Raw genomic sequence first — 22,712 nt, forward strand, 5'->3', positions numbered from 1 at the left:
GGCTTAGGCTGCGCCGGATGCTTGGGCGTCTTGTTCTGGAGCGGTGAGTTTTGCCCTGATCTCTTCGGTGATCTCCGGGTGTTCCTTGAGGAACATCCGGGAGTTCTCGCGCCCTTGGCCGATGCGCTCCTTGCCGTAGGAGAACCAGGCGCCGCTCTTTTCCACCACGTTGCGTTCCACGGCGAGATCGAGGATGTCCCCTTCCTTGGAGATACCTTCGCCGTAGAGGATGTCGAACTCCACTTCCTTGAAGGGGGGGGCCACCTTGTTCTTCACCACCTTGACGCGGGTCCGGGATCCGATCATGTCGTTGCCCTGCTTGAGGGCCGCGATCTTCCTGATGTCCATGCGCACCGAGGCGTAGAACTTGAGCGCGTTGCCGCCGGTGGTGGTTTCCGGGTTGCCGAACATGACGCCGATCTTCATCCTGATCTGGTTGATGAAGATGACGCAGCAGTTGGACTTGGAGATGATGCCGGTGAGCTTTCTGAGTGCCTGGGACATCAGGCGCGCCTGCAGGCCCATGTGCGAGTCGCCCATGTCGCCCTCGATCTCGGCTTTCGGTACCAGGGCGGCGACGGAGTCGACGACGAGGACGTCGATGGCGCCGGAACGTACCAGGGTTTCCGCGATTTCCAGCGCCTGCTCGCCGGTGTCCGGCTGGGAGACCAGGAGGTCGTCGGTCTTGACGCCCAGTTTCCTGGCGTAGCCGATGTCGAGGGCGTGTTCCGCGTCGACGAATGCGGCGATGCCGCCCAGCTTCTGGGCCTCGGCGATCACGTGGAGGGCGAGGGTGGTCTTGCCGGAGGATTCCGGCCCGAAGATCTCGATGACGCGGCCGCGGGGCACGCCCCCAACCCCCAGCGCCAGGTCCAGGGAGAGGGAACCGGTCGGGATCGACGCCACGTCCGGCAGCGCCTCCTCGTTGCCGAGCCTCATGATGGCCCCTTTGCCGAACTGTTTCTCGATCTGGCTCATGGCCAGGTCGAGGGCTTTTTCCGCTTTTTCCTTGTCGAGCATCGTTTTATATCTCCTTAGCCTTGTCAGGCGCTGTTTTGGGTCTGGTTCCGGAACCAATCACACATAACACAACTAAAACCGCAAAGGCAAATGCAAAGGCGACCGTTCCGCGTTCTATGTTCTGCGTTCTACGTTAAAACCTCGAAAAGCGACTTCCCCCCCCGGCGCGACAGCCGATTTTCCCGCGCCGCCGCCCAAAGCAGTCGCCCTGGAACATGGAACGTAGAACATAGAACATAGAACGTAGAACCTGGAACACGTTTTAGAACAGAGCCGGCTGGATCAGCTCCTGCTCCAGGGGGAGCACCAGGAAGAAGGAGCTGCCGTCGTTGCTCTCCACCCAGACCATGCCGCCGTGGGCCTCGACCATACCCTTGACGATGGCCAGCCCCAACCCGGCGCCTTTGCCCTGCCGTCTGCCGCTTGAGTGGTGCCTGATCTCCCCCACCTCGTAGAAGATCTCGAAGATCCCCTGCTGCTCGTGCAGCGGGATGCCGATGCCGCAGTCGCGCACCTCGACTTCCAGATAGCAGCGGTCGCCGCAGCGCCTGAGGAAGTCGGGATTGAAGCGCGCAAGCGTGTGGGCGCGCTGGTGCAGGTCCTTCCGTTGGACCACCCGGCCGTTCACCACGATCTCGCCCCCTTCGGGGCTGAAGCGGATGGCGTTCAAAAGGAGCTCGTAGAAGACCCGCTCCAGGTAGCCGCAGTCCCCCTGGAAGAAGGGGAGGTGGTCCAGGTCGCGCAGCGTAACCACCTGGCCGCGCTCCTCGAACAGGGGCTGGAGCTGGTCCAGGAGGGTCTCGAGCAGCATCCTCAGGTGGATGGCGGAGGTCTCCAGCCCTTCCCGGCGCGACTCCAGCCGGATCAGCTTCAAAAGGTCCGCGACCAGCGCCTTCAGCCTGAGCCCGCCGTCGCGCACCATCTCCAGCACCCGGCAGGCGTCCTCCTGCGAGCTCCACCCCTGCTGCAGCAGGTGGTCGACCCCCGACAGGATGCTGGTAAGCGGCGTGTTGAACTCGTGGGAGACCATGCCCAGGAACTGGTTCTTCATGCGATCCAGCCGGACCTGCTCCAGGTGCGCCCTTTCCACCAGCGCGAGGTTCTGCTTCAGCTTGGTTTCGGAAACGGAGAGGTTGTGGCTGCTCTTCTCGAGGAGCCGGTGCGAGCGGAGCAACTCCTCGCTCTTCCACTTGAGCTCGGTGAAGAGCCTGATCTGCTCGATGATGCTCCCCATCTGCTTGCCGACCGTCTCCAGGAAACGCAGTTCTTCCGGGGCGTAGCTGTGGGGTTCGCGGTGGATCAGGTGTATCACCCCGATCAGGTGCTCCTGGGAACTGACGGGAATGGAGGTGAGGCTCCCCCATCCTTGGCAGGCAGTGCCGAGCGGCACGATGCAAACCTCCCGGAAGCCTTCGGGGTTGCTCAGGGTTTCCCCGAGCACCTCTTCCAGGTCCGGGGAGGCGAATTTCGAGGCGCAGAGGGTGGGAGAGAGGGTGTCGGGGGTGGAAAGGTGCAGGGTGCCGCCTTCGGCACGGAACAGTTCCATCAACTGGAGCAGGGTCCCTTCCTGCACCGCCTTCAGTTCGGTCCCGAGGTTCATGCTGGTCAGCATGTTGTTCAGGATGGAGAGCTCGCGGTTTCTCTGCCAGATCTCCCGCTCGGTGCGCCGCTTCTCCGTTATGTCGCGCAGCAGGCAGTGCGCCACCTGCTCGTCACCGAGGTCGATCAGGCGTGCGTTGATTTCGCCCAGGAAGGAGGAGCCGTCCTTTCGTATCAGCCGCACCTCGTCCCAGTCGGCCTCGCCCTGCCGCACCAGCTGGTACAAAAAGCCCCGGACGCGCTCGTGCTCACAGGGATCGAGCAGGTCGCGCACCACCATGGTGCCGAGCTCGTCCTTGGTGAAGCCGAAAAGCTCGCGCCCCAGCCGGTTCTCCTCTTCGAGCTCAGCCGTTTCCACGTTGAAGATGAAGATGGCGTTGCCGGCGCCTTCCAGCAGGCTCTTGTAGCGCCGCGCGCTCTTGGCCGCCTCCTGCTGCATCTCCCCGATCTCGCGGCGCAGGCCGTCCACCATGGTCTCCTGGCGCTGCTTGAAGAGCGCCACGAAACAGAGGAGCACCGTCGCGAGCGACACGGAGACACCGAAGTGCAGCCATCCGGGCAGCGGCGTGTACTGCTCGATCAGAAGGAGCAGCAGTTCGCAGGCGACTATGAGTAACAGCGGCGCAAAGTGCAAGGCGGTTTCCCCTTGACCAGCTTGTTATCGCCCCCCTAGTTCGGGGACTCGGCTCCGTGGCGGGAGAGGAGGTATTGGCGCAGCCAGTTGAGCGCGGTAAAGCAGGTGATGGAGCGGACCCGGGTGCGGTCCCCCTGGAAGTTGCAGCGTTCAACCCGGCAGGTTTCGGCGTCGGCCAGGGCGATGTACACGGTGCCCACCGGCTTTTCCGGTGTGCCGCCGTCCGGCCCGGCGATGCCGGTCACCGAGAGGGCCAGGTCGCTCCCCGCAGCTTCGCGGGCCCCTTCGGCCATGGCACGGGCGACCTCCTCGCTCACTGCTCCGTGCCGTTCGATCAGCTCGGGCGGCACCCGCAGCATGCGGCTCTTGGCGGCGTTGCTGTAGGTCACGTTTCCTTCCAGGAAGTAGGCGGAGCTCCCGGCCAGGGCGGTGATGCGGGCAGCGATCATGCCACCGGTGCAGGACTCGGCCAGCGCCAGGGTGAGGCCGCTCTCCCGGAACAGGCGCGCCAGCACCTGGTCCATGGTCTCGTCGTCCTCGGCGAAAAGGTATCGGGAGAGCCGCTTGCGCACCTCGGCGGCCGCCTCCTCGAGCTGCGCCGCGTCTGCCGTGGCCGCCCGGAGGATCACGTGGATCTCGGGGTACTTCACGCAGTAGGCGAGCTGCAGGGGCGCTCCTGCCGGGATGGCCCCTTCCAGCCGCTCCGAGATCGCCGCTTCCGGGATGCCGAAGACCTTCAGGGTGATCCGCCGCCAGGGGGGCGGGAGCCGCCTTTGCAACTCCGGGAGCACCGTCTCCGCCAGCATCCGCTCCATCTCGTACGGGACCCCGGGGAGGAAGAAGAGCTCCGCCCGGCCGATCTTCACCGTGAAGCCGCAGGCGGTCCCCAAGGGGTTCGGGATGAGCCGGCATCCACCGGGGACGAGCGCCTGGCGACGGTTGGCGGGGTGCAGCGGCCTCTCTATCCTCTTCTCGAACTCGGCCAGGTGGTCGAGCGCCTCCTGGGACAGCTCCAGCTCGACCCCCGCCGCCCGTGCAGCGGCCTGAGCGGTGTAATCGTCGGGGGTGGGGCCGAGTCCGCCGGTCACGATGACGGCGTCGCTTGCCCCGGCCAGCTCGACAAGGGCCTGCACGATCGCCTCATCGTCGTCGGGGACGGTGAGGTGCCTGAAGACCCGGGCGCCGCAACCGTAGAGCCGGTCGGCGATATGGCTCGCGTTGGTGTCGGTCACCTCGCCGGTGAGGAGCTCGTCCCCTATGGAAAGAACGGCGACTTTCACAAGAGCCTCAACGCCAGGTGGGTGGCGGCGCAGGCGTATAACCCGGCGACGATGTCGTCCAGCACCACGCCGTAGCCGTTTTTCAGCGAACGGTCGAACCAGCGCGCCGGCTGGGGCTTCAGGATGTCGAAGAAGCGGAACGTCAGGAAGCCGATCAGGATCCCCTGCCAGGTTGCCGGGACCGCGATCATGGTCACCAGGTAGCCGGCCACCTCGTCGATGACGATCTTCCCCGAGTCGTGCTCCCCCCAGAGCTCCTCGCCAAAACCCGCGCTCCAGCAGGCGAAAAGCGTGAAGGCGACCGTGGTGACGAGGTAGAGCCACAGCGGCAGGTCGCGGAGGAGCAGGAAGAAGGGGATCGCGCCGAGCGTCCCGACGGTTCCGGAGGCAAAGGGGGAAAAGCCGGTGCCGAACCAGGTGGCGGAAACAATCACGAATTTTCTCATTCCTCGCCGCACTCCCTCTCCACCGTCCGGTACACCTCTATGAGCGGCATCCCCTGCCCGAGCGCGATCTCCCGGCAGGAGTCGTATTCCGGCGTGACCCGTCCGTTGCCTAAAAGCTTCACCCGCACCTCGCCCAGCGAGGTCTGCCGCGTCCCGCAGCTGCGGGGGAGGGTGATCCGGCCGGCCGGGTAGTAGCGCAGGCCGATGGCGCTCGACTCCGCCAGGATGATGCCGGAGAGTTTCTGCAGGTCGCCCGGCTTCGCGATCACGGTGAGCCTGGTTCCCGGCCGGTTCTTCTTCATCTGCAGCGGCGAGAAGGAGACGTCGAGCGCCCCCGCTTCCATGAGCCGCTCCATGAGGAAGCCGAAAATCTCGCCGGGCATGTCGTCGATGTGGCTCTCGAGGACCAGCACCTCACGGGCCTCGCCCGGCTCGGCGCGCTCCCCGAGCACCAGCCGGAGCAGGTTGGGAAGTTCCGGGAAGTCCTTTTCCCCTGCGCCGTAGCCGGTCCCGTTGACGGTCATGGCCGGGGGAGGGCCGAAGCTCTCGGCGAGCGCCGCCACGATGGCCGCGCCGGTCGGGGTGACCCGCTCGCCTTCGCCGATGTCGGCGGAAAGCGGAATCCCCTCCATCAGCTTCGCGGTGGCAGGTGCCGGGACCGGAAGCAGGCCGTGCGCGGTCTTGACGAAGCCGCGCCCGTAGGGAAGGCCCGATGCGTAGACCTTGTCGATCCCCAGGTAGTCGAGCCCGATTGCGGTGCCGACGATGTCGACGATGGAGTCGACGGCCCCGACCTCGTGGAAGTGCACCCGCTCGAGAGGCACTCCGTGCACGCTCGCCTCGGCCTGCGCCAGCTTCAGGAAGATGCGCTGGGAGAGCTTCTTGACCCGGGGTTTGAGGCCCGACTTCTCGATCATCGCGGCGATGCCGGAATAGTGGCGGTGCGGCTGGTCCTCTTCGGCGAGGGTGACCTTGAAGGAGGTGCCGGAGACGCCGTGACGCTCGACCTTGCGGCTCTCCAGCGTGTAGCCGCAAAGCGGCAGCGAAGAGAGCTCCTGTTGCAGCGTCTCCAGCGGGAGCCCGAGCTCGATGAGGCCGGCCACGGTCATGTCGCCCGCGATCCCCGCGAAACAGTCGAAATAGAGTACCTTCATCCGTGAATCCTGTTCATGAGGCTCGCCGCGTAGGCGGCCCCGAAGCCGTTGTCAATGTTCACCACCGTGACCCCGGCGGCGCAGGAGTTGAGCATGCCGAGCAGGGCCGCCACGCCGCCGAAGGAGGCGCCGTATCCAACCGAGGTGGGGACCGCGATCACCGGCTTGTCGACCAGGCCTCCCACCACCGAGGGGAGCGCCCCCTCCATCCCGGCCACCACGATGATCACCGCGGCCTCCGCGAGCGCGCCGCGCCGTGCCAGCAGGCGGTGCAGCCCGGCCACGCCCACGTCGTAGACCTTCTCCACCTCGTTCCCCATAAGCTGGGCGGTCAGGACCGCCTCGGCCGCCACCGGGATGTCCGAGGTGCCGGCACAGACCACCAGGACCTTGCCGCGGCCGCGCAGTTCAACCGGATGCTGCTCGATGGTGAGCGCCCGGGCGTCGGGATGGTAGACCGCCTGCGGGAAGAACTCCTTTAGCTTGGCGCCCTTGGCGCCGTTGACGCGGGTGGCCAGGACGTTGCCACCCTTCTCGACGAGCGCGGTGATGATGGCGCGCATCTGGGAGATGCTCTTGCCCTGTCCGAAGATGACTTCGGGAAAGCCCTGGCGCAGGGTGCGGTGGTGGTCCACCGTGGCGCAGCCCAGGTCTTCGAAGGGGAGGTGCTTCAGTCGCTGCAGGGCTTGCGCGACGTCGAGCGCCCCCTCGCTCACCTCCTGGAGGACCTTTTCAATTACCTTGTTTTGCATGAATATGAAGCTGCCTCCGCAGGTTGAAAAATAGGATTAAGGCTAACATACAAAGTGCGGATTCGCTGCTAAAAAATGCGATTTTTGGCAGGAGGGGATAAATTCCTGAGAGATTGCCGCGCTGGTTGTGTCACTGCGCTGCAACATGGCGGAGTACATAGTAAAAACCTCTCCGTAGGGGAGGGGTGTGAGAGGGAGTGCGGAAAGCCGGATCTCTTTCTGCCGGAGGAGGTGTCGATCCCCTCCTTTCGCTCGGAACATGAGTTGCTCATTCCAAAAGAAAACGGGATGCGGCCCCTGGTCATCAGGCTGCATCCCGTTTGTCGTGGTGGCGGCTGGGCGCCGCTTTTCCCGTCCAGGTCCTAGCGGATCCGGTTCAGCCTGTGCTGGTACAGGTAGTCCGCACCCTGGTAGTAGGCGAGCATGTCGGCCAGCATGCCGTTGCTCACCGGCTCGGCCTTGGCGTCGCCGGTTTTGCGGTCCACCTTGTACTGCGCCGCATACTGGCGCGGCCCCAGGACCAGGAGCTCGTTCTCGGTCAGGTACCCAAGCTTCTGGTAGGTCGAGATGAACGCGCGTCCCGGCTGGCCGGACTCCTTGAAGATGTCGCGTCCCAGGAAGTCGCTCTGGTAGCTCATGTTCATCAGGCCGAGCACGGTGGGGGCGACGTCGATCTGGCTCATCAGCTTCTCCACCCGGGCCGGCTTGATGTGTGCCGGGGAGTAGATGAGCAGCGGGATCTCGTACTTCTTGATGGGGATGTCGGTCTTGCCGGCGCTGCCGGCGCAGTGGTCGGCGACGATGACGAAGATGGTGTCCTTGAACCAGGGCTTGCTGCTCGCCTCCGCGATCAGCCTGCCGATGGCGTAGTCGGCGTATTTCACCCCGCCGTTGCGCCCCTTCTTGGCCGGGATGTCGATCCTCCCCGCCGGATAGGTGAAGGGACGGTGGTTGGAGGTGGTCATCACCATGGAGAAGAAGGGCTTGCCCGTCTCGTACGACTTGCTCCCCTCCTTGATGACCTTGCGGAACAGGTCCTCGTCGCACACCCCCCAGACGTTGGCGAAGGTGATCTCGTCCTTGGCGAAGTCGGTGCGGTCCACGATGGAGTAGCCGTTACCCGAGAAGAAGGCGTTCATGTTGTCGAAGTAGCCGTGCCCGGCGTAGATGTACTTCGACTGGTACCCCTTGGCGTTCATGATCTCGCCCCAGGAGCGGAAGCCGCCGTTATTGGGACGTTTCACGATCGAGGTGCCCGGCAGGGGGGGGACGGAGAGGGTGAGCGCCTCAAGGCCGCGCACGGTGCGGGTGCCGTTGGCGTAGAGGTTCGTGAACAGAAGCGACTGGGAGGCCAGGCGGTCAAGGTTCGGGGTGAGCCCCTTGTCGTTGCCGAAAGTCCCCAGGTAATCGGCCGACAGGCTCTCCTCGATCACCACCACCAGGTTCAGGCGCTTCTCCGGCCCCTCGGCGCGGATGGTGCGGGTGAAGCGCTCGGACTTGGGATCGACGAAGCTGTTGTTGCGCTCAGCGACCAGGGTCCTCAGCCGTGCGTTCACCTGGTTCTGCGGGAGCGTGCGGTAGAACCTGGTGAAGGGGAGCTCGTTGTTGATGAAGGCGGCAAACAGGTTGTAGACCCCGTTGCCCGCGATCTCGTTGGCGTAGTTGTTCGTGGAGATGGTCGACTGGGAGATGTTGACCACGCCGTAGGAGAGGACGGCGGGGAGCAGGAGCAGGAACCCGGTGCGGTGGTAGGCGCCGTTGAAGGTCACTTCCGCCCCGCGGGCAAGCGGCTTTCTGAGGACCCAGCAGACCGCCGCCGCCACGGCGCCGATGCCGGAGAAGATCGCCGACAGCGGGTAGGACTCCCGGATGTTGCCGACCACCTCCTGGGTGTAGACCAGGTAATCGATGGCGATGAAGTTGAAGCGGGTGCCGAACTCGTCGAAGAAGATGTACTCGGCGCAGACGTCGAAGATGAGCACACCCACGAACAGGCCGAAGAAAAGGCGCACCAGCCACATGTGCCGGCGGTGCGTCGCCGCCCGGCGCGGGACCAGGATCAGGTAGAGCGCCAGCGGCACGATCGCATAGGCGAGCGTCGCCAGGTCGAAGTAGAAACCTGCAGCTGCCGACTTGAGCAGCAGCGAGAGCTTGAGGCCGGCCCCTTTCGGGGTGGCGGCCGCCAGCATGATGCGGATGGCAGTGGAAACTGCGAGGAAGGTGAGGGAGACGAAGGCGACCAGCCCCAGTCGGTGTTTCGGCATAGAGAAACCTCTTGAATGTTCTTACGGCAAAATAGGCCTATAGTACGGTAACGCTCCTTGCCGATGCATTGCAGGGAGATGACATTTCTGTCATGTAACTGGGCGGGTTATTCGGCTTTCGCGTCGAGGACGGCACGTACCTTCGCGGCGAGGTCGTTCATCGTGAAGGGCTTGGAGATGAAGTTCACCCCCTGGTCCAGTACGCCGTGATGGGCGATCACGTTGGCGGTGTAGCCCGACATGTAGAGACTCTTGACGTTGGGACAGAAGGGGAGCAGCCTGCGCACCAGGTCCCTGCCGTTCATCTCCGGCATCACCACGTCCGTGACCACCAGGTCGATCCGGTCGCGGTACTGCCGCGCGACTTCCAGGGCGTCTGCCGGTTTGGATGCCGGCAGCACCTGGTAACCCTGCAGGGCCAGGAGCGATACGGCGACGTTCAGGATGCTCGGCTCGTCCTCGACCAGCAGGATGGTCTCGCTGCCGCCGTGGGCCGGGGCCGGAACGGCTTCCGGCACGGTTCGCGCCCCCTCCTCGCTGTGCCGCGGCAGGTAAATCTTGAAGGTGGTCCCTTCCCCCGGCTCGCTGTAGGTGTTGATGAAGCCGTTGTTCTGCTTGACGATGCCGTACACCGTGGCGAGCCCCAGCCCCGTGCCCCGTCCCACCTCCTTGGTGGAGAAGAAAGGTTCGAAGATCTGCGCCAGGGTCTCCTGGTCCATACCGCAGCCGTCGTCGCTCACCGCCAGCAGGACGTACTCGCCGGGGACGAAGTCGAAGTGCGCGTTGCAGTAACCGGCGTCGAAGGCGACGTTGCCGGTCTCGATGGTGATCTTGCCGATGTCGGCGATGGCATCGCGCGCGTTGACGCAGAGGTTGGCCAGGACCTGGTCCAGCTGCGAGGGGTCCATGCGCACCTTCCAGAGTTCCTTGCCCGGGCTCCATGCGAGGTCGATGTCCTCTCCCACCAGGCGCTTGAGCATCTTCAGCATCTCTTCCACGGCGTCGTTCAGGTTCAAGACCTTGGGCGCGATGGTCTGCTTGCGGGCAAACCCGAGCAACTGGCTGGTGAGAGCCGCCGACTTTTCCGCGGCCTGCCGGATCCCCTCCAGCCTCACCAGCGTCGGGTGGTCCGGCCCCAGCTCCCGGATCCCCAGCTGGGCCAGCCCCATGATGACCGTGAGCAGGTTGTTGAAGTCGTGCGCCACCCCTCCGGCGAGCCTCCCCACCGACTCCATCTTCTGGGCCTGCTGCAACTGGTGCTCCAGCCGCTGCCTTTCCGTCTCGGCCCGTTTCAGCTCGGTGACGTCGGATACCAGTACGTAGAATCCGCGGGCGGAGCCGTCCACCAGGTCGGGTATGTAATGGGACCAGACGTAGGCGACCTCGCCGTCGCGTTTCACCAGCGTCCTTTGGAAATGCTGCGGCTCTCCCGCAAGGACGGCGCTAACGTGCGGTTGGTTCTGGGCGAAAAGCTCTTCTCCCAGGAGTTCGCGCATGGTGGTGCCGATGATCTCGTCAGAATTCCTGCCGAACCACTCGCGGTAGGGGCTGTTGGCGAAGCCGCAGGTCAGGTCCGCATTCCAGTACCCCACCAGGCCCGGCAGGTGGTCGGTCAACAGGCGCAGGAAGCGCTCGTTGGCCTGAAGCGCCGTCTCGAAGCGTTTTCTTTCGGTGATGTCCTCGGTGAAGATCACGATGCCGCCGACCTCGCCGGTCGCTTCATACCAGGGGCGGATCTCCCACCTGACGTACTGCAGCGATCCGTCGGCGCGCCGGAATTCGTCCGCCTCCTCCCGGAGGGTCTCGCCGGCAAGCCCGCGGCGGTGGAACTCCTTCCAGGACTCGGGGATCTCGGGGAAGACCTCGTAGTGCGACAGCCCCAGGATGTCGCGCTCCCCAAGGCCGTACATGGAGAGCCAGCGGCGGCTCACCTCGAGGTAGCGCATGTCGCGGTCGAACATCGCCAGTGAGGCGGGCGCCGCCTCGAAGAACAGGCGCAGCTGCGCGTTCTTCTGGCTCAGGCGCTCCAGGCTCTCCAGGCGCCCGCGATCCGCGGTCGCCAGCTGGCGGAGGAAGCGGTTGATCAGGAAATAGAGGAGGGTTGCGGTGCAGAGGATGAAGACGAACCCCTTGGTGACGGCGATCTTAAGGAGCGTCCCCTTGTCGTCGACGAGCAGGTCGATGATGTGGTCGGAACCGTAGATCCAGGCCAGCCCGAAGAGGGCGTAGATCCCGACGATGCGCACGGTCTGGTTCTGGATCGGGGGGCGGCGGCCGGAAGACGCGGTACCCGAAGATTGCTGGTCATGTTTCTGCAACGGTCGCTCCTGTCTCTCCCCGAGGGGGGGGCGGAAAGCGCAGGGTGACCACGGTTCCCGCGCCGGGACGGCTGGCCACCGAGGCGGTGCCGCCGTGAAGGTTCATGATGGAGCGCACGATGGCGAGCCCCAGTCCGCTCCCCTGGTTGTAGATCTGGCGGGCCTGCGGCGAGCGGTAGAACCGGTCGAACACCCGTGGCAGTTCCGCCGGGTCCATCCCCATGCCGTCGTCCTCGACGGCGATTTCCAGGCCGCCGTCGTCAGTCGGCCGCAGCTTCACCCTGATCTCGCCGAAACCGGAGCCGTAGTGCAGGGCGTTGGAGATGATGTTCCCCACCGCGCGCTGGAACAGGTTCGGGTCGACGCTCACCCCCCCGTCCCCTTCGATCACGATCGCGGTATGCTGCTCGTCGGCGAGGTTGCCGTAGTACTCCGCCAGCCGTTCCACCTCCATCCGCGCGTCGATCAGGACCGGCTGGTGCCCCCGGTCCGGCCGCGCCAGGAACAGGATGTCCCCCACCATGCGCGAGAGCCGCTCGTACTCCTCGATGGCCGACTCGATGATGTGGCGGTACTCCTCCTCCGAGCGCGCCCGGGAGAGCGCCACCTCGGCCTCCCCCCGCAGGTTGTTGATCGGGGTGCGCAGCTCGTGGGCCAGGTTGGCCGAGAACTCCGAGAGCCGGGCGAAGGATTCCTCCAGCCTCCCCAGCATGGCGTCCAGCGCCACGGTGAGCTGGTCCAGTTCGCGCGGCCAGTTCGCCGTCCCGATGCGCTGGTGCAGGTCGGCCTCGGTGATCTGCGCCACCTTTTCCGCCATCTCCTGCAGGGGCCTCAATCCCCGGCGCGTGATGGTCACCCCCAAAACCGCCGCCAGGAGCAGCCCCGTCGCCACCGATGCCGCGGTCCGGATCAGGTACTTGGACATCAGCGCGTCCTCGTCGGTGATGTCCAGCGCGACCTGGATCAGCCGGTAGTGAGGGTTGTCGCGTCGTCCGCCCCAGGCGGCGTTGAGCAGGTAGTGCCTCTTGTCCGGAGCGCGGTACTTGCGGCCGCGGCCGACCTTCTCGGCGCTGGTCACCGCCGGCGGGAAAAGCTCAACCGCAAGCCCCGCCATCGCCGGAGACTGCATGAGCGTGCGTCCCTCGGCATCCTGGACCCGCACCAGGTGCCGGTTCGGCTGCCCCGGCTTGTTAGCGGGGATCTGGTCCCTGAGCGCGTCCGGATGGCGGGCGATGATGTCCCGCAGCGTCCCGATCCGCTCCACCAGGAAATCGTTGTCCTCGTAGTCGAGGTCTTTGTGGAGGGCCTTGAATTGGAACCAGTTGGTGCAAAGGAGGATAAGCAGGGTAGCGACCAGGTAGAAACCCACCAGGCGGGCGGTGATCGAACTGGAGCGGGGTCGGTCAGGCCACTTCGTCGATGACATAGCCGACCCCCCTGATGGTCTGGATGAGTTTCAAGGGAAACGGGTCGTCCACCTTCTTTCTCAACCTCCTGATGGCGACGTCCACCACGTTGGTGTCGCTGTCGAAGTTGATGCCCCACACCTGCTCGGAGATGGTGGTGCGGGATAGTACCTCCCCCCGCCGCCTCAGCATCAGCGCGAGGAGCTGGAATTCCTTCACGGTGAGGTCGAGAGACTGGCCGCCGCGCCTTGCCTTGTGCCGGACCAGGTCGAGTTCGAGGTCCGCCAGCCTGAGCAGTTCGGTCTGCTGCAGGGGGTGCCGGCGCAGGATGATCCTGATCCGGGCCAAAAGCTCCGAGAAGGCGTAGGGTTTCACCAGGTAGTCGTCGGCCCCAAGCTCCAGGCCGTGCACCCGGTCGTGCACCGCGTCGCGGGCGGAGAGGAAGATCACGGGGACATCCTTTCCGGCCGCTCTCAGCTCCTGGATGATGGCCCACCCCCCCTTGACGGGGAGCATCACGTCGAGGATGACCAGGTCGTACTGCTCGGTCATGGCCAGGTGCAGGCCGTCCTCGCCGTCGTTGGCGATGTCGGCGCTGAAGCCGTTCTCGGTGAGCCCCTTCTTCAGGTAGTTGGCGGCCTTTTGCTCGTCTTCGATGATCAGGATGCGCATTCGGTTCCCTACTCCTCGTCAAATACCGGGAGAAGTATATATCATCGGGCGCGATAACTTAATAAAAAAGAGCGCCTACACCCTGAACCACCCCACCATGCCGTTCAGTTCTGTGGCAAGCTGCGAGAGGCTGCCCGAGGAGTGCCGGATGTCGGTGAAGGAGCTTCTCAGCTCCTTGGCGATCTCGTGCACCCCCTCCATGTTCTGGGAGACCTCGCTGCTGGTGGAAGACTGTTCCTCGGCGGCCACGGCGATCCGCTGCACCATGTCCGCCACCTGCTCCACGTAGCTCACGATCTCGCCGATGGCCCCCAGGGTCTGCTGCACCTGTCCCTGGACCTTTTGCACCGACTCCCTTTCCTCGTGCATGTAATCGACCGAGGACCTGACGCTGTTCTGCATGGTCTTGACGGTCTGGGAGATCTCCTGGGTCGCGGTGCTGGTCCGTTCGGCCAGCTCCCGCACGTTGTCGGCGACCACGGCGAAGCCGCGTCCCTGCTCGCCGGCGCGCGCCGCCTCGATCGCCGCGTTCAGGGCCAGCAGGTTGGTCTGGTTGGCGATGTCGTTGATCAGGGTGACGACGTCGCTTATCTCCTCCGACTGTTTCCCCAGCGACTCGACCTTCTGGGCCGCCTGCTGCACCGACTCTGCGAAACGGTCCAGCTCCTGTGCCGTTTCCTGCATCGCCTGTTTGCCACGCTCGGCGATCCCCTTCATGTGGGTGGCCGCATCCGAGGTGTCGCTGGAGTTTCTGGCCACCTCAATGGTGGTCTGGGTCATCTCGGTCATGGCGGTCGCTGACTGGTCGATGCGCGCCGTCTGCTCCTCGGCCCCACTCTCCAGGGCCACCGCCGTGGCGGAGAGCTCTTCGGAACTGCTGGCGAGGCTCTGGGTGGCGTCCTTGATCTTGCCCACCATCCCCCTTAAGTTGTCCACCATCTCCGCCATGGCCGCCTGGACCTTGCCCACCTCGTCGGCGTTGTTGCTGTCGATGCGGATCCCCAGGTCCCCCTTGGCCACCGCCTGCGACACCCCCAATAGCTGGGCCAGCGGTCGGGAGATGGAGCGGTAGACCCAGATGCCGAAGATGATGCCGAAGATGACGGCACCGAGGCTGATGGCGGCGATGAGCAGCGTGGAGAAGCGCACCATCTTGTTCACGGTCGTGATCGCCTTTTCCTGGTCCACCTGGGCGACGCTCACCGTTTTCTGCCCGCTCTCCGCCTGCTGCTTGACGATCTCGCGCAGCTTGCCCATGGCGGTTGCCGCCTTGGCCTCCATGTCGAGCCGGTTGCGGATCTTGGAGAGCACGCCGTCCTTTACGAAGAGGAGCCCCTTGATGGTGGAGAGTGCCCCCTCGGCCTGGCGCAGCAGTGCCATCTCCCCCCTGGCGTTGAGCTTTGAGAGTGCCTTTATGAGCTGGCCGTCCACCTGTGCTATGTGCACGAAGATGCCGTTCAGCTCGGCCTCGATGGCGTCGACATCCTTGCTGGTTCCCGCGGTGAACAGACGCGAGGCGAGCCCGTCCACCTTGAGCCCCAGGGAAAGGAGCTCTGAGTTGCTGGCCATCACCCCGGTGGCGATGGTCGAGTTGCCGAAGTAGGACGACTGCTTGCGGCTTTCCGAGGAGAGGGTGTCGGAGGCCATCGCGGCCTCCTGTTCCAGGACCAGGTTCACCGCGTTCATCTTCTGGGTGATCTCGGAGAAGAGCTGGTCCCGCGCCGAGGTGTCGGTGACGCCCGGTTCCAGCGCTGCACCCTGAGCCTTGCCGAAGGGGGCGATCTTGGAGTTCAGGTATTTTAGGTCCCCGGAGATGCTGCCGGAGCTTCTGGCCACCTCGTTTTGCAGCGCCTTGTTCATGGCGGAGTTGCACTTGGCCTGCGAGATCAGCACCCCCTTCTTGCTCTGGGCCTTGCTCACCTCCATGAGCCCCAGGTGGAAGTCCTTGAGGGTCAGCTTGAGCGCCTCCACGTTGCGCACCCGGTCCGAGACCCCCTTGGTCTCGGTCACGGATCTGCTGTAGGAGCTGGAGCTGGCCGACTGCAGACCCTTTATCTTGGCATCGAGCTCCTTGAGGCGCGCGGTCGCTTCCCGGATCCGCTCGGTGATGGCCTTGTTGGCCGCCGCCGCGTCCTCCTCGGCCTTTAGCTTACCCCGGGTGACCGTGAAGATCTCGCCGGCTATGCCGGTCAGGGCCTGATGCGCCTCCAGCTTCACGTCGCCGGAGAGCGCCTGCAACGCCCCCTGGCCGGTCTCCACCACGGCCAGCGATTTGTCGGACTCGGTCTTGGCCGCCTCGAATTCGCCGCGGTTTCGGGAGACGCTCGCCTTGATCAGGTCCGCCGTCGCCTCCTGGATCTGGCGTTGGAACTCGACCGTCCTCATCTGGAAAGGGGTGCTGCGCTGGGTGAGGTCCTGGAGCTTGCTGTCGACAAAGCGCAGGCCTACGATGCTGGCGACGGCGACTCCGGCGACGATCAGGATCACGGTGATAACGTTCAGGGTCAGCTTGGTCTTGATAGTCATGCGTTTGCTCCGGTCTGTAGGCGCTGGGGAAACGGTAGTCGGGTTACTGCTTTATGTAGCCTTGCCCCTCTCCCTTTATGAAGGAGATCAGCTTTTGCACCTTGGCCGAGGGAGCCCCCTTGGTGATCACGATCACCGGGCGCGCCACGTCCGGCGTCTTAACTGTCTTGATGGTGGTGTCCAGCATGGTCACCGGGCCGAAGGCGATGGCCTCCGGGTTGGCGGCCACCTTTTCGCGCACGTCCTCGAAACGCCCCGCCTCGACCACGTCGGTGGCGAAGGGTGCGTCCCCCATGGCGAGCTTCTTGAACGCGGCGTTGGTCGCCGGGTTGATCGCGGAGAGGACGATCAGGATGGGGGCGTCGTTGCCCCCCACCTCTTTCCAGTTGGTGATCTTGCCGGTGAAGATCCCCTTCAACTGGTCCATGGTGAGTGCGGGGACCGGGTTGTCCTTGTGGGCGACCGTGTAGATCTTGCTGGCGCCGATCTCGGTGGCGACGTAGGCGGACGGGTCCGCCACCTCGACGTTCTCCTTCCTGGCGGTCTTCACCAGGTCGGGGTAGGCGAGGCCGGCGGTTGAGAGGTCCAGTTCTCCCGCGATCAGCTGCTTGAACGCGAGGGTGGCGCTGCTGAAGTTGAGGTGCAAGGTGATGCCGGTGCTCTTCTCGAAAGCCTCCTGCACCGGTTTCAGATAGCCGTCGATGGGGGCGCCGCCCCCCCCCGCCTTGATCTCTTCACCCAAGGCGGTGCCTCCGAAGACCATCGATGCAACGAGTGCCAGACAAAACATCCCTCTTTTCATAACTACGTCCCCTCCTGGTTTGATGGATCTCTGTTACGAGAAGTCACGCGTCGACGCAATCGCCGCCGTTACTGTTTGATGTACTTTTTGCCGTCGCCGCTTATGAAGTCGAGTAGTTTCTGCACCTTGGCGGAGGGCTTCCCCTTGGTGATCAGGGTGATATCGCGCGCAAGCTCCGGCGCCTGGACCGCCTTGACCGAGTCGTCGACCAGCGAGAGCGGACCGAACCCGATGGCGGAGGGGTTCGAGGCGACGTTCAGCTTGACGTCCTCGGCCGTGGTGGCGTCGATCACGTCCTTGGCGACGGGCTTGTCGCCCAAAAACTTCTTGAAGAACATGCTGTTGGTGCCGGGAGTCAGCTTGCCGACCACCACCAGGATCGGCACGTCCTCTCCGCCGACCTCCTTCCACGAGGAGATTTCTCCGGAGAAGATCCCCTTCAACTGCTCGGCGCTCAGCTGGTTCACCTTGTTCTCCTTGTGCACCAGCACCTTGACCTTGTCCTTGCCGATCACGACCGGGGTGAAGGCGCCGGGCTGGCCGACCTCGGCCCCTTCCTTCTTCATCAGTGCCAGCCAGTCCTGGTAGCTAAGCCCCGCCGCGGCTGCGTCCAGATCCCCCTTCTGCAGGTCCACGAAGGCGTTCTTCGGCCCGGAGGCGACGATGTAGAGCTTCAGGCCGGTCGCCATCTCGAACGCGGAACGGATCGGCTTCAGGATGTTCTCGGTGGGCGCGCCCCCCGCTCCGATCTTCAGCTCGTCGGCGCTCGCCTGGGTGGTGAGAACTGCAAGCAAAGACACGAGAAGCGCTGCTGCAACACGTATTACTCTCATAGCTATTCCTCCTGCTTGTTGATTAGGGGACCGAGAGACCACGACGGTCACTCACAGTCGCTAGCTCCTATTCGACACTCACTAACGAAAACTTGAAAATTAAAAAGACGGAGATCGGGGGAAGGGGTGTGACAGAGAAATGTTCCTGCTGTTACAGAGTGGTCGTGGTTTAACGGGGGGGGAGGAGCCGGGAACGCACCCGGCTCCTGTTTGGATGGTCAAAGCCGGAACTGCTGCACCAGCTGCTGCAGTTCTTCCGAGTTGGTGTGCAACTGGGCGGCGGCACTCGCCGACTCCTGCGCCCCCTGCGAGGTCTGCTGCACGACCTGGGTTATCTGCACGATGTTGCTGGAGATCTCGCTGGTGGTGGCCGTCTGCTCTTCGGCGGCGGTGGCCACCTGGTGGATCTGCATCGCCACGTCGTTGATCTGCTCCAGGATCTCCTGCAGCGCGCTTCCCGACTTGGCCGCTTCGGCCGTGCCGGTCTCGACCTGGTGTACCCCTTCTTCCATGGCGACCACGGCACCCCTCGTCTCGCTCTGGATCGCCTTGATCATCTCGCCGATCTCCCTGGTCGCCCTGGTGGTCCGTTCTGCCAGGGCGCGCACCTCGTCGGCGACGACGGCGAACCCCCGTCCCTGCTCCCCGGCCCGCGCCGCCTCGATGGCAGCATTCAGGGCCAGGAGGTTGGTCTGGTCCGCTATGTCCTCGATGGTGCCGATGATGGCTCCGATCTGGTCGCTGCGCTGGCCGAGACTCTCGACGGTCCTGGAACTTTCCTGCACCTTCGCGGCGATCTGTCCCATCACCGTCACGGTCCCTTGGACCACCTCCGCACCGTTTTGTGCGGTTTGGGCGGCGCGTTTCGCCCCCTCGGCCGCCATCTGGCAGTTGCGCGCTATGTCCGAGGAGGTGGCCGACATCTGCTCCCCGGCCGTGGCCACGGTGCCGGCCTGGGCCGCGACCTCCTCGGCGCCGGTGGCGATCTGCTCCGACGTCGAATGCAACTGGTTGGAAGCGGAGGCAACCTGGGCGGAGGTGTCGGCGACCTTGCCGATGGTGCAGCGCAGGTTCTCCGCCATCGCCTGCAGCGCGGCCATGAGCTGCCCCGTCTCGTCGCGCGAGGTCGACTCGATACGCGCCGTGAGGTCGCCGGCGCCGATGGCGCTGGCCGCGGCAACGGCGGCCTGGAGAGGCTTGGTGATCATCCTGGTTATCACGACACCGCAGACTATGGCGATCACCATGCCAGCGACAACCAGGCCGGCCATCACCAGCGTCGCGCTGTTGGCGATCCTCGTGTTTTCCTTCGACGTCAGTTCTGCCTGCTTTTCCATCTCGTCCATCAGCTTGTTAAGCTGGTCCTGCTCGTGCAGCGCCGCCTTCTTGGCCTCTCCGTGCAGGAGAGCCATCGCCTCGTCGACCCTGCCCGCCTGCACCAGCCCGGTCATCCGGTCGATGTGGTCGCCATAGACCTTGCGGGACTCCTTGAACTCGGCGAAGAGCTTGCGTTCCTCGGCGCTGTCCAGGTTTTTTTCGAAGACGGAAGAGCGTTCACCGATTTCCTTGCGCAGCTTGTTCACCATGGCCAGCGCAGCCTGCCTCTCGCTCTCCTCTTTGGCTTCCATGAAATCCCGCAGGTTGATGCGGACCCGCTGGAAGTCGATGGACATCTGGGCCACGTTTGCCAGCGGCGCCGTGATCCACTCGTAGAGATGGGTATCCGCGTCGTCAATCTGGCGGATCTTCAGTATCCCTACACCGCCGACCACCGCGCTTATGACGGCAATCAGCAGAAATGCTGAAAGCAATTTGGTCCCGACTTTGACGCTTGCCAACATGTTTCCTCCTTGAGGATCTTGGGGGGTGTATTTTTCCCTTCTCTTCGGACCTGGTTTTCCACTTCAAAATCGGTCATTTGTTCGGGGAGGCTTCGATTACTCCCAATTTTCCCGGAGACGGTACCCCAAGGTCCGGCATGCGGGGGCGGAGACGGTCGTTGAATGGCCTTTGCATTGCAAATTTTTTATGGCAGGATTCTAACCGTTGTGCCTTTCCCGTTTCTTGTGGACGCGCAGGTATCTGGCTTGACAGCCGCCGAATGGGAGGAACTGCAATGAGCCGGTCGATTCTGAGCTACATTTACCCTCCGGGATGCTTCGCACTGCCGGAAATCAAGGAGAACCGCTGTCCCTTGTGCGGGAATTTCCAGGTCGACTGTAGCTGCACCGAGTGCCAGCACCCGGTGCTGGTGGACGACAAAGAGGAAAAATGCGGTGTGCAGGGGTGCCTGGAACACCTGCTGGACCGAGAGCTGGTCGCCCGGATCGAGATGCTGGAAAGCCAGCTCGAAGACCTCCGGGAGGAGGCGAGGAAGAGGGAACGGCCGACCCCCCCGTGCCCGGTGTGCGGCGACGTGCTGGTGGTGGACATCTACAACAGCGGGCCGTATTCATGCCACGGGCACTTCTACGCGGGGGAAAAGTACGGCTGGATCAAGAGGGAGCGGTATTAGCCGATGGATTCGCCATAGTGGCACAAGGGCCCGCGGGATACCCTGCGGGCCTTTTGTCGTCGGGAAGCGGATTCCCCGTTGCGCGGCACCGTCTCGATGTTGTATCTATCGGAGGACCTGACGCCGTACCGGGAGGAATCATGGAACCGCGTAAACTGCTGCAGCAGATGTTCGAAGCCGCCGTTCGGTCGGCGCTTCCCGAGTACTGCGTGCCGCGCCACCTGCCGTCCCCCCCGAAAGGGAGGCTGGTGGTCGTCGGAGCGGGGAAGGCATCGGCGGCCATGGCTCGCGCCTTCGAAGACGCGTGGGATGGAGAGATCTCGGCGGGACTCGTGGTGACGCGTTACGGCTACGAGGTCCCCTGCCGCCGCATCGAGGTGATGAGCGCATCGCATCCGGTCCCGGACCAGGCCGGGGGCGCGGCGGCGGCAAGGATGCTCGAACTGGTGCGGGGACTCACCTGCGACGACCTGGTCGTCTGCCTGATTTCCGGCGGCGGCTCGGCGCTGTTGCCGCTTCCCCTGCCGGGGGTGACCCTGGCGCAGAAGCAGGAGCTCAGCCGGGAACTCCTGAGGTGTGGAGCCGCCATCTCCGAGATAAACTGCGTTCGACGCCACCTCTCCGCCATCAAGGGGGGGAGGCTTGCCGCGGCCTGTCATCCCGCCCGTGTGCTTACCCTGGCCATCTCCGATGTTCCCGGCGACAACCCTACCGATATCGCCTCCGGCCCGACCGTCGGGGATGCGACCACCTGCGCCGATGCGCTTGCCATAGTGGACCGCTACCGCATCCCGCTGCCCGGGTCCTTGCGTGAGCGCCTCGTCTCCGGGCGGGGGGAGTCGGTGAAGCCGGACGACCCGCGCCTGAGGGACGCGCAGTTCCGCCTGGTCGCCACGCCGCAGGCGGCACTGGAAGCCGCGGCGCAGGTCGCGCGCCGGCAGGGGATTGCCGCCCACATACTGAGCGACCGGATCGAAGGGGAATCAAGAGAGGTGGGTAAGACGCTCGCGGCGATAGCCCTGCAGGTGGCACGGCGTCGGCACCCTTTCGGCGCCCCCTGCGTCCTGCTGTCGGGAGGGGAGACCACGGTAACGGTGCGCGGTAGCGGACGCGGTGGACCCAATGTGGAATTCCTGTTGGCGCTCGCGCTGGCCCTGGATGGTGAAAAGGGGATCTTTGCGGTGGCGGGGGATACCGACGGGGTTGACGGCCAGGAAGAGATAGCGGGGGGCTTCGTGAGCCCGGATCTGTTGCAGCGGGCCTGGGAGGCGGGGATCAACCCGAGGCTAAGCCTGGACGACAACGACGCGCACGGCTTTTTCGAGGCGTTGGGTGAAACGCTGGTGACCGGCCCCACGCTCACCAACGTGAACGATTTCAGGGCAATATTCATTGCCGGGTGATCAGGCCAGGCTCTCCGTCATCAGTTTCTTCATCACGAGGACCAGGAAGGCGACCGCCACGATGAGTGCCGTGTCTTCCAGGGACTGCCAGGGCTTGAAGGTCAGCGCGGAATGGCTGTAGTAGTCGGAAACGTAGCGCGCCAGGCCGGCGAGCAGTGAAACAAGGAGTGCTCCGCGCCGCCCTCCCCGCCAGGACACCAGGGATACCGGGGCGAGGTAAAAAAGCAGCAAGGAATAGTCACCGGTCAGGTAGTCGACATAACCCAACACCACGACCAGTAAATATCCCGTCGTAACCCACCCGCACCCGGCGCTGAGGAACTTCCGCATGAGACACCCCTGAGTTGCCCCGACGCGGGGGGCGAATCGCTGCTACGGCTTGATACTAAAAAAGCCGCCCGATGTTGACCACGGGCGGCTTTTCTACTACAGGTGAAAACTGAATTACTTTGCAGCCGGAGCAGCTTCAGCGGCCGGAGCAGCTTCTTTCTTCTCTGCTTTCTTAGCAGCTTTCTTTGCTTTTTTCTTCTTAGCAGCTTTCTTAACCGGAGCTTTTTCTTCTTTCTTCACTTCAGCAGCCGGAGCGGCCGGAGCCGGAGCAGCGTCAGCAGCGAAAACAACACCAGCGAAAGCAACAGCAACGAGAGCAGCAACTACGGAGGACACGATCTTTTTCATTTGAGAATCTCCTAAAGGGTGATTTTGAACTTCTGGCCTTTCTATAGCATCAGCCGTGCCAGGTTTTGTAATGCTAGATAACTACCTGATATCTTTTGAAGTTAAATTTTCATTCACCCTCCGGTATGGCGAAGCATACCTTATTTGCTTCATCCGTTACCTCAAATGAGGTATCGAGCCGCCCTGTCAAAAAGTTTGACGGGGCACTGCATGAGCGGTGCCCCGTTTCTTTTTGTCGCTGCTACAGGCATGTTGGCACTCTCATCCGAATCTATGCCGTCACATTGAACGTCACGATCAACACCCGAGAGACGATTGTAAAAGGTGGCTCTGAGTGTAAACTGGAAAACGATTTTCGAGCTGGTCGCCGGTGTCGGCATTGCGAAAGGCGCTGCTATTCGCGTGCTGAT

Annotated in this window: 18 protein-coding genes; 2 read left to right on the forward strand and 16 right to left on the reverse strand. The window is 63.9% G+C overall.

Going from position 1 to position 22,712, the window contains the following annotated elements; genetic code table 11:
- Window positions 1-3 precede the first annotated feature (3 nt).
- The 14 genes from recA to KOM00_RS03860 all read right to left on the reverse strand — a co-directional run bounded on the left by recA (window position 4) and on the right by KOM00_RS03860 (window position 19,547).
- Window positions 4-1,020 carry a recombinase RecA gene (gene recA, locus KOM00_RS03795; RefSeq protein WP_216497508.1) on the reverse strand — a complete coding sequence of 339 codons (1,017 nt, stop codon included), beginning with the start codon at window positions 1,018-1,020 and terminating at the stop codon, window positions 4-6.
- A 262-nt stretch (window positions 1,021-1,282) separates the two neighbouring features.
- Window positions 1,283-3,253 (reverse strand): sensor histidine kinase, encoded by a 1,971-nt coding sequence (locus KOM00_RS03800; protein ID WP_216497509.1) that lies wholly within the window; start codon window positions 3,251-3,253, stop codon window positions 1,283-1,285.
- 35 nt (window positions 3,254-3,288) lie between these two features.
- Window positions 3,289-4,533, reverse strand: coding sequence for a competence/damage-inducible protein A (locus KOM00_RS03805; RefSeq protein ID WP_216497510.1), 1,245 nt, complete (start codon window positions 4,531-4,533; stop codon window positions 3,289-3,291).
- Complete coding sequence (locus KOM00_RS03810; protein WP_216497511.1) at window positions 4,530-4,979, reverse strand: phosphatidylglycerophosphatase A family protein; 450 nt, start codon at window positions 4,977-4,979, stop codon at window positions 4,530-4,532. The genes KOM00_RS03805 and KOM00_RS03810 overlap by 4 nt, the downstream gene beginning before the upstream one ends.
- On the reverse strand, window positions 4,976-6,133 hold the full coding sequence (gene larC, locus KOM00_RS03815) for a nickel pincer cofactor biosynthesis protein LarC (protein ID WP_216497512.1): 1,158 nt from the start codon (window positions 6,131-6,133) through the stop codon (window positions 4,976-4,978). The genes KOM00_RS03810 and larC overlap by 4 nt, the downstream gene beginning before the upstream one ends.
- Window positions 6,130-6,885, reverse strand: coding sequence for a nickel pincer cofactor biosynthesis protein LarB (gene larB, locus KOM00_RS03820; protein WP_216497513.1), 756 nt, complete (start codon window positions 6,883-6,885; stop codon window positions 6,130-6,132). Before larB ends, larC begins: the two co-directional genes overlap by 4 nt.
- 362 nt (window positions 6,886-7,247) lie before the next feature.
- Window positions 7,248-9,149: an LTA synthase family protein gene (locus KOM00_RS03825; RefSeq protein WP_216497514.1), complete on the reverse strand. Its 1,902-nt coding sequence runs from the start codon at window positions 9,147-9,149 to the stop codon at window positions 7,248-7,250.
- Window positions 9,150-9,256: 107 nt separating this feature from the next.
- Window positions 9,257-11,467 carry a hybrid sensor histidine kinase/response regulator gene (locus tag KOM00_RS03830; protein WP_236026737.1) on the reverse strand — a complete coding sequence of 737 codons (2,211 nt, stop codon included), beginning with the start codon at window positions 11,465-11,467 and terminating at the stop codon, window positions 9,257-9,259.
- Window positions 11,454-12,893 carry a heavy metal sensor histidine kinase gene (locus KOM00_RS03835; protein ID WP_216497515.1) on the reverse strand — a complete coding sequence of 480 codons (1,440 nt, stop codon included), beginning with the start codon at window positions 12,891-12,893 and terminating at the stop codon, window positions 11,454-11,456. The genes KOM00_RS03830 and KOM00_RS03835 overlap by 14 nt, the downstream gene beginning before the upstream one ends.
- The gene (locus tag KOM00_RS03840) at window positions 12,871-13,545 is read right to left on the reverse strand and encodes a heavy metal response regulator transcription factor (protein ID WP_216497516.1); all 675 of its coding nucleotides are present in this window, start codon (window positions 13,543-13,545) and stop codon (window positions 12,871-12,873) included. Before KOM00_RS03840 ends, KOM00_RS03835 begins: the two co-directional genes overlap by 23 nt.
- 75 nt (window positions 13,546-13,620) lie before the next feature.
- Window positions 13,621-16,071 (reverse strand): methyl-accepting chemotaxis protein, encoded by a 2,451-nt coding sequence (locus KOM00_RS03845; RefSeq protein ID WP_216497517.1) that lies wholly within the window; start codon window positions 16,069-16,071, stop codon window positions 13,621-13,623.
- Between the two features lie 43 nt (window positions 16,072-16,114).
- A complete protein-coding gene (locus tag KOM00_RS03850; RefSeq protein ID WP_216497518.1) occupies window positions 16,115-16,873 on the reverse strand; it encodes a substrate-binding domain-containing protein in 759 nt (252 codons plus the stop codon).
- 68 nt (window positions 16,874-16,941) lie between these two features.
- Window positions 16,942-17,706 (reverse strand): substrate-binding domain-containing protein, encoded by a 765-nt coding sequence (locus KOM00_RS03855; RefSeq protein ID WP_216497519.1) that lies wholly within the window; start codon window positions 17,704-17,706, stop codon window positions 16,942-16,944.
- A gap of 218 nt (window positions 17,707-17,924) precedes the next feature.
- Window positions 17,925-19,547 carry a methyl-accepting chemotaxis protein gene (locus KOM00_RS03860; protein ID WP_216497520.1) on the reverse strand — a complete coding sequence of 541 codons (1,623 nt, stop codon included), beginning with the start codon at window positions 19,545-19,547 and terminating at the stop codon, window positions 17,925-17,927.
- 275 nt (window positions 19,548-19,822) lie between these two features.
- Here KOM00_RS03860 and KOM00_RS03865 point away from each other — a divergent pair, with 275 nt between their 5' ends.
- A complete protein-coding gene (locus KOM00_RS03865; protein ID WP_216497521.1) occupies window positions 19,823-20,221 on the forward strand; it encodes a hypothetical protein in 399 nt (132 codons plus the stop codon).
- 140 nt (window positions 20,222-20,361) lie between these two features.
- Complete coding sequence (locus tag KOM00_RS03870) at window positions 20,362-21,624, forward strand: glycerate kinase type-2 family protein (RefSeq protein ID WP_216497522.1); 1,263 nt, start codon at window positions 20,362-20,364, stop codon at window positions 21,622-21,624.
- Here the strand turns inward: KOM00_RS03870 and KOM00_RS03875 are convergent, their stop codons facing one another.
- Window positions 21,625-21,954 carry a hypothetical protein gene (locus tag KOM00_RS03875; RefSeq protein ID WP_216497523.1) on the reverse strand — a complete coding sequence of 110 codons (330 nt, stop codon included), beginning with the start codon at window positions 21,952-21,954 and terminating at the stop codon, window positions 21,625-21,627.
- Window positions 21,955-22,068: 114 nt separating this feature from the next.
- Entirely contained in the window at window positions 22,069-22,302 is a 234-nt protein-coding gene (locus tag KOM00_RS03880; protein WP_216497524.1) for a hypothetical protein, read from the reverse strand.
- Window positions 22,303-22,712 lie beyond the last annotated feature (410 nt).

This window comes from Geomonas diazotrophica (genome assembly GCF_018919385.1).
GTDB classification, from domain to species: Bacteria; Desulfobacterota; Desulfuromonadia; order Geobacterales; family Geobacteraceae; genus Geomonas; species Geomonas diazotrophica.